Here is a 7,581-nt window from a genome sequence, read left to right on the forward strand (position 1 = left end):
GAGCAGCGGGCCGTCCGTGACCAGGCCCGCGAAGGTCTCTCCCATCGTCAGCCCTCCTCCAGCACGAGGTCGATCACGCGACGCAGGTCGTCCTGGGAGATCTCGCCGGTGTACACGGCTGCCACGCGATTCTCCCCGTCGAGGACGATCGTGGAGGGGATGGCGTTCGCCGGGTAGTCCCGGAACGCCAGGGCCACCTCTCCGCGCGGGTCGTAGAGCGACGGGAACTCGATGCCGAAGCGGTCGACGAAGGCCAGCGCGAACTGCTCGCTGGTCTCCTTCACGTTCAGGCCCAGGAACTCCACGCCGTCGTTCCGGACCTCGGCGTAGACCTCCTGGAACTGTGGCGTCTCGACCCGGCACGGGCCGCACCAGGATCCCCAGAAGTTCAGGACGGCGGCCTCGCCGTCGAGGTCGGCGGAGGAGAACCGGCCTCCGCCGAGCAGGGTGCCGGAGAAGTCCGGGGCCGAGGCGCGTTCGTCGGGCGGGATCACCTCGCCGGCCGGAGTCCCGGCGACGAACCGGAACTCTCCGCCGTTGTTGACGTCGACCTGGTCCGAGCCCGTCGTGCAGCCGGCCAGCAGGGCCAGGGCCCCGGTGGCGGCGAGCAGGCGCAGCCTCATGCCCCGGGCACCGCGTCGGGGTCGGTGGCACCCGCGGGCTCCGCGTAGCCGACACCGGCGACCCGGTCGCCGTCATAGGTCAGCGACGTCACGCTGGCCAGGCCGCACTGCCGGCGGCGCGGGTCGTGGGCGTAGCGACGTCCCTCCACGTGCAGGCGCAGCGTCCAGATCGGCAGCTGGTGGCTGACCAGCACGGCTTCGTGCCCCCGGGCGGCGTCGCGCGCCGCCTCGACCGCCGCCAGCATCCGGGCGGCGATCTCGACGTAGGGCTCACCCCAGGACGGCCGGAACGGGTTGCGCAGCTTCCACCAGTGCTGCGGAGCACGCAGGACGCCGTCCCCGACGCCGACCCGGAGGCCCTCGAAGGCGTTCCCGGCCTCGATCAGCCGGTCGTCGATCGACACCGGCAGGTCGAGGACGGCGGCGATCGGCGCCGCGGTCTGCTGAGCCCGCTCGAGCGGGCTCGACACGAGGCGGGTGACGTCGCGGCCGGCGAACCAGGCGGCCGCCTCGTCCGCCATGGCGAGACCGCCGTCGGACAGCCGGAACCCCGGCAGCCGGCCGTAGAGGACCTTGCCGGGGTTGAAGACCTCCCCGTGCCGCAGCAGGTGGACGACGGTCTGCTCGCTCATGCCGCGACCTCGGCGGCGGCGCGGGCGGCGGCCGGCAGCGCGGCGAGCACGCGGTCGAGCGCCTCGCCGGAGAGCGCGGCGTTGACGAACCAGGCCTCGAACGCCGACGGCGGCAGGTAGACGCCGCGGGCGAGGCAGGCGTGGAAGAACGCGGTGTACCGGGCGGCGTCCTGCGTCCGGGCGTCGTCGTAGTCGCGCACCTGGCGCTCGTCGGGCACGAAGAAGACGGAGAACATGTTGCCGGCCTGCTGCACCCGGTGCGGCACCCCGGCGGCGAACAGCGCCGCACTGGCGGCACCGCGCAGGACGGCGGCGACCTCGTCGCACTGCGCGTAGACCTCGTCGGTGCAGTTGCGCAGCGTCGCCAGGCCGGCCGCGACCGCGACGGGGTTCCCGGACAGCGTCCCGGCCTGGTAGACGGGCCCGTTCGGAGCCAGCTGGTCCATCAGGTCCGCCCGGCCGCCGAACGCCGCGGCGGGCAGGCCGCCGCCCATGACCTTGCCGAAGGTGAACAGGTCGGCGTCCACGGGGTCGAGGCCGTACCAGCCGGAGCGGGACACCCGGAACCCGGTCATGACCTCGTCGAGGACCAGCAGGGCGCCGTGCGCGGAGGTGAGGCGGCGCAGCGACGCGTTGAAGCCGTCGAGCGGGGGGACGACGCCCATGTTGCCCGCCGCCGCCTCGCTGATGACGCAGGCGATCTGGCTGCCGCGCTCGGCGAAGACGGCCTCGACGGCGGCGACGTCGTTGTACGGGAGGACGACGGTGTCGGCGGCGGCGCCGGTGGTGACGCCCGGGGTGTCCGGGAGGCCGAGGGTGGCCACGCCGGAGCCGGCCGAGGCCAGCAGCGCGTCGACGTGCCCGTGGTAGTGGCCGGCGAACTTCACGACCACCGGGCGGCCGGTGGCGCCGCGGGCGAGCCGCACCGCCGACATCACGGCCTCGGTGCCGGAGCTGACCAGCCGCACGCGCTCCACGGGGACGACCCGGGCGCGGATCTCCTCGGCGAGGTCGAGCTCGCCCTCGGTCGGTGCGCCGAAGGACAACCCGCGGCGCGCGGCGGCGGTGACGGCCTCCACGACGGCGGGGTGGGCGTGGCCGAGGATCAGCGGCCCCCACGAGCTGACCAGGTCGACGTAGCGCCGTCCGTCGGCGTCGGTGATCCAGGGGCCCGAGCCCTCGGCCATGAAGCGCGGCGTGCCCCCCACCGCGCGGAAGGCGCGGACGGGGCTGTTCACCCCGCCCGGGATGATCGTGCGGCCACGGGCGAAGAGGTCGGCCGAGACCGGGGCCTCGTAGGTGTACGGGGAGCTGTCCAGCGAGGTCACTGCCCCAGTGTCCCTTCTGTCCCGGAGGCGGTGTCGGGGGTCTGGCCGGTGCCGATCATCAGCGCCTCGTACAGGGCGGCCGGTTCCCGGGTGGGCACCAGCACCGTGCGGCCGTCGGTCAGCTTCAGCGGCAGCCCGGTCCGGCCCCGGGGCAGCGACCAGCCGCCGCCGAGGACGGGCGCCCCGGCGTCGACGCCGGAGTCGACCTCGCGCAGGTGCCCGGTGTCGATGTCGCCGAGCGGGACGCGCTCCCGGCCGACGGTCAGCCCGTCGTCGTCGACCCGCACGGTCCACACCCGTCGGGCCGACACGCACCCGAGCGCCACGATGCCCAGGACGGCGACGACCGCGACGACCCAGACGACCGCGGGGACGTCACCCCCCGGGAAGACGACGTCGAGCACCACGAACACCGCGAGCGCGCCGGCCACGAGCCAGAACGGCCGCCAGGTCCCCCCGTGCTCCGTGTAGGGCGTCACCGCAGCAGGCGCGCTGCCTCGACCGCCCAGTACGTCAGCACGGTGCCCGCACCCGCGCGGCGGATCGAGGTCAGCGTCTCCAGGATCGCGCGCTCGCGGTCGACCCAGCCGTTCGCGGCGGCGGCCTCGACCATCGCGTACTCGCCGCTGACCTGGTAGGCCGCGACCGGCACGTGCACCGCGTCGGCGACCCGCGCGACGATGTCGAGGTAGGGCAGCGCCGGCTTCACCATCACCGCGTCGGCTCCCTCGGCGAGGTCCTGGGCCACCTCGCGCAGCGCCTCGTCGGCGTTGGGCGGATCCATCTGGTAGGTCGAGCGGTCGCCGAACTGCGGCGCCCCCTCGGCGGCCTCGCGGAACGGCCCGTAGAAGCCCGACGCGTACTTCGCGGCGTACGCGAGGATCGGGGTCTCGGGATACCCGCTGCCGTCCAGCGCCTTCCGGATCGCCGCGACCTGCCCGTCCATCATCCCGCTGGGGGCGATCACGTGGGCGCCGGCCTGGGCCTGCGCGACCGCGACCGCGGCGTAGCGGTCGAGGGTCGGGTCGTTGTCGACGACGCCCGCGGGGGTGACCACGCCGCAGTGCCCGTGGTCGGTGTACTCGCACAGGCACAGGTCCGCCATCAGCACGAGCTCGTCGCCGAGGTCGGCACGCAGCTGCTGCAGCGCGACGTTGACCACCCCGTCGGCGGCGTCGGCCTGCGAACCGGCCGGGTCCTTCTCCCCGGGGATGCCGAACAGCATCAGCCCGCCGATCCCGGCCTCGGCCGCCTCGGAGGCGGCCTTCCGCAGCGAGTCCTGGGTGTGCTGGACGACGCCGGGCATGGCGCCGATCGCGACCGGCTCGTCGATGCCCTGCTTGACGAAGACCGGCAGCACGAAGTCCGCAGCGGACAGCCGGGTCTGCGCGGTCAGCCGCCGCAGCGCGGACGTCGACCGGAGCCGGCGGCCCCGCGCGAACCCGGCACTCACTGGACCTCGCCTTCCTCCTCGGCACGACGGGCCGCCGCGAACTCGGCGAGCGCGTCGACCAGCGGGCCGACGGCCGCGGTCTCGGGCTGCACGTCGACCCGGAGGCCGAACTCCTGGGCGCTGGCGGCCGTCGCGGGGCCGATCACCGCGACGACGGTCTTCGCGTGCGGCTTGCCGGCGATGCCGACCAGGTTGCGCACGGTGCTCGAGGACGTGAAGCAGACGGCGTCGAAGCCACCGCCCTTGATCGCCTCGCGGACCGACGCGGCCGGCGGGGCGGCACGGACGGTGCGGTAGGCCGTGACGTCGTCGATCTCCCAGCCGCGCTCCTTGAGCCCGGCGGCGAGCGTCTCGGTCGCGATGTCGGCGCGGGGCAGCAGCACCCGGTCGATCGGGTCGAGGACGTCGTCGTACTCCGGGAAGTCGGCCAGCAGGCCCTGGCTGGACTGCTCGCCGGCGGGCACGAGCTCCGGCGCGATGCCGAAGGACCGCACCGCCTCGGCGGTCTGCTCCCCGACGCAGGCGACCTTCACACCGGCGAACGCGCGGGCGTCGAGGCCGAGCTCGGTGAACTTCTCGCGCACGGCCTTCACGGCGTTGACCGAGGTGAAGACGATCCAGCCGTAGCGCCCGGTGACCAGGCCCTTGATGGCGCGGTCCATCTGCGCCGGGCTGCGCGGCGGCTCGACGGCGATCGTCGGCACCTCGACCGGGACGGCCCCGTAGGCCCGCAGCCGGTCGCTCATCTCGCCGGCCTGGTCCTTGGTGCGCGGCACGAGCACGCGCCAGCCGAACAGCGGCCGGCTCTCCCACCACGACAGCCGCGCGCGCTTGTCGACCGCTGCACCGACCGTGGCGACGACCGGGCCGCTGAACGAGTCCAGGCCCGCGGTCTTCTCGGCGACCGCCACGAGCTTGGCGACGACGCTCTTCTGCGCCGTCCCCGAGCCACCGGTGGTCACCACGACCGGGGTGTTGCCGGACAGCCCGCCCTCGATCAGCCGGGCGGCCGCCTCGGGCAGCTCCTCGGCGGTGCCCTGCAGGGCCAGCGTGCTGCCGGCGGACACCACCCCGGCGAGAGCCGGGAGGTCGGCTCCGGTGCGGAAGTCCGCGGTCACGGCGCTGCTGCCGAGGGCCACGCCCGCGTACGCCGGGACGGCGGTCGCGGTGGCGACACCGGGGACGACGTCGAAGGGCACGGAGGTCCGGCCGACGGCGAGGACCTCCTTCACCACCGGGTCGGAGGTGTAGGGGTCACCGGCGACGAGCCGGACGACCATGCTGCCGTGCTTGGCGGCGGCGACGGCGGCCTTGGCCACCTCGGCCGGCTCACCGGTCGCGGTCGTCAGCTCGGCCTGCGGGTGCGCCTCGCGGACGGCGTCCTGGACCGCGACGGAGACGTCACGGTCGACCAGGACGACGGCCGCCTGGGCGAGGGCCGCTGTCGCCCGTGCGGTCAGCATGCCGGGGTCACCCGGTCCTGCGCCGACGAAGACGACCCGGCCGGTCGTTCCGGAAGTCGCGCGGTTGCGCGTCATCGCGTGCTCCTGATCCTGGCCCGGAGGCCTGTCTTCCTGGGGGTCTGGGGGCGGTGCGTCACGGGGTCACCGCCATGAGCTCGGCCGCGCCGCGGTCGAGCAGTTCCGCAGCCAGCGCCCGCCCGAGGGCGGCGGCGTCCGGCAGGGGCCCGGTCACCGAGCCGCGGACGGCGTCGCTGCCGTCGATCGCGGTCACGGATGCCCGGAGGAACAGTTCGGGGCCGTCCTCGCCCTCGGCCACCTCGGCGTAGGCCGCGACGGGGGCGCTGCACCCGGCCTCGAGCGTCGCGAGCGTGCTGCGCTCGGCGACCACGCAGGCGCGGGCGGAGGTGTCCTCGAGCCGGCCGAGCAGCTCGCGGGTGCGGGCGTCGCTCGTCCGGCACTCGACGGCCAGGGCACCCTGCGCCGGTGCGGGCAGCACCTGCAGGGGGTCGAGGGTCTCGGTGATGACGTCGAGCCGGCCGAGCCGGGACAGCCCGGCGCGGGCGAGGACGACGGCGTCCAGGTCCCCGGCCTGCCCGCCCAGCCCGGCCACCCGGCCGAGCCGCGTGTCCACGTTGCCGCGGATCGGCACGACGTCCAGCCCGAGCCCCAGGGCCCGCAGCTGGGCGACCCGGCGGGGTGCGCCGGTGCCCACCTTCGAGCCGGGCGGCAGCTCGCCGAGGGTGAGCCCGTCGCGCGCGACGAGGGCGTCGCGCGGGTCCTCCCGCCCGGGGACGGCGGCCAGGATGAGGCCCGGCTGCGGTGCGGTGGGCAGGTCCTTGTAGCTGTGGACGGCGAGGTCGACGCTGCCCTCGAGCAGCGCCCGGCGGATCGCGGCGACGAACACCCCGGTGCCGCCGAGCTGGGTGATCGCCTCCGACGATCGGTCGCCCTCGGTCACGATGTGCACGAGCTCGACCGGGGTGCCGGTGGCCTCGGTGATCGCGTCGGCGACGGCCTGGGACTGCGTGCGGGCGAGGGCGCTCGCCCGGGTGCCGAGCCGGAGGGTCGCCGTGACGGTCGTCCTCGAGGTGAGGGCCCCGGTCACGTTGCCTCCCCCGCCCGCTCCGGGTCGACGGTGACGGCGTCCGACAGCTCCTCGACCGGGGTGTCGATGCCCAGGCCGAACAGCGCGCGCAGTGCACCGGCGTAGTCGGTCTCACCGGCCGAGGCGGCCAGCTCCTTCACCCGGACGGTCGGCTCGTGCAGCAGCTTGTCGACCACCCGGCGGACGGTGCGGGCGATCTCCGCCCGGGCGCGGGCGTCGAGGTCGGGCAGCCGGCCGGCCAGCCGCAGCAGCTCCGCGTCGACGACCTCGGCGGCCTGGGTGCGCAGCGCGGAGACGGTCGGCGCGACCTCTGCGGCCTGGCGCTCGGCGCGCAGCAGCGCCGTCTCGGTCTCGACCAGGGCGTGCGCGGCCGCGATGTCGTCGGCGGCCACTCCGGCGGTGGGCCGTCCCGGCGTGGCGGCGCGCTCCCCCTGCAGCAGAGCCAGATCCACGACGTGCACGCCCGGCAGGGCGCTGACACCGGGATCGACGTCCCGGGGGAGGGCGAGGTCGACGACCACGAGCGGCCGGGTCCGTCCCGTCATGGCGGTGGCGACCACGTCGGTGCCCACCACGAGGCCGGTCGCGCCGGTGCAGGTGACGAGCACGTCCGCGGCGGACAGCTCCGTGGGGAGGTCGGCCAGTGCCGCGGCCCGCCCGTCGACGCTGTCGGCCAGCCGGGCGGCGTGCGCCTCGGTGCGGCTGCTGACGACGACGGCGGCCCCGCGGCGGGCCAGCGTCGTCGCGGCCAGGGCGCCCATGGACCCGGCGCCGACCACCAGCACCGACCGTCCGTCGAGGCTGCCGATCCGCTGCTCGGCCCGGTCGAGGGCGACGGAGACGAGCGAGGCGCCGGCCCGGTCGATGCCGGTCTCGGTGTGCACCCGCTTGCCGACCCGCAGGGCCCGCTGGGCGACCGGGTGCAGGGCCCGGCCGACGGTGCCCTCCTGGCGGGCGAGGGCGTAGGCGGCCCGAAG

Annotated in this window: 8 protein-coding genes; all 8 read right to left on the reverse strand. The window is 75.5% G+C overall.

The window, feature by feature from the left end; genetic code table 11:
• Positions 1-47 precede the first annotated feature (47 nt).
• Complete coding sequence (locus E4P40_RS24785) at positions 48-623, reverse strand: TlpA disulfide reductase family protein (protein ID WP_135161011.1); 576 nt, start codon at positions 621-623, stop codon at positions 48-50.
• Entirely contained in the window at positions 620-1,255 is a 636-nt protein-coding gene (locus E4P40_RS24790; RefSeq protein WP_135161012.1) for a histidine phosphatase family protein, read from the reverse strand. Before E4P40_RS24790 ends, E4P40_RS24785 begins: the two co-directional genes overlap by 4 nt.
• Positions 1,252-2,583 (reverse strand): glutamate-1-semialdehyde 2,1-aminomutase, encoded by a 1,332-nt coding sequence (gene hemL, locus E4P40_RS24795; RefSeq protein ID WP_135161013.1) that lies wholly within the window; start codon positions 2,581-2,583, stop codon positions 1,252-1,254. The genes E4P40_RS24790 and hemL overlap by 4 nt, the downstream gene beginning before the upstream one ends.
• On the reverse strand, positions 2,580-3,062 hold the full coding sequence (locus tag E4P40_RS24800) for a hypothetical protein (RefSeq protein ID WP_135161014.1): 483 nt from the start codon (positions 3,060-3,062) through the stop codon (positions 2,580-2,582). The genes hemL and E4P40_RS24800 overlap by 4 nt, the downstream gene beginning before the upstream one ends.
• Positions 3,059-4,036, reverse strand: coding sequence for a porphobilinogen synthase (hemB, locus tag E4P40_RS24805; RefSeq protein ID WP_135161015.1), 978 nt, complete (start codon positions 4,034-4,036; stop codon positions 3,059-3,061). Before hemB ends, E4P40_RS24800 begins: the two co-directional genes overlap by 4 nt.
• Positions 4,033-5,574 carry a uroporphyrinogen-III synthase gene (locus tag E4P40_RS24810; protein WP_135161016.1) on the reverse strand — a complete coding sequence of 514 codons (1,542 nt, stop codon included), beginning with the start codon at positions 5,572-5,574 and terminating at the stop codon, positions 4,033-4,035. The genes hemB and E4P40_RS24810 overlap by 4 nt, the downstream gene beginning before the upstream one ends.
• A gap of 58 nt (positions 5,575-5,632) precedes the next feature.
• A complete protein-coding gene (gene hemC, locus E4P40_RS24815; RefSeq protein WP_135161017.1) occupies positions 5,633-6,604 on the reverse strand; it encodes a hydroxymethylbilane synthase in 972 nt (323 codons plus the stop codon).
• Positions 6,601-7,581, reverse strand: a 981-nt coding sequence (hemA, locus tag E4P40_RS24820) for a glutamyl-tRNA reductase (RefSeq protein WP_135161018.1), incomplete at its 5' end; no start/stop codon positions are given. The genes hemC and hemA, both read right to left, overlap by 4 nt.

Source organism: Blastococcus sp. CT_GayMR20, assembly GCF_004570345.1.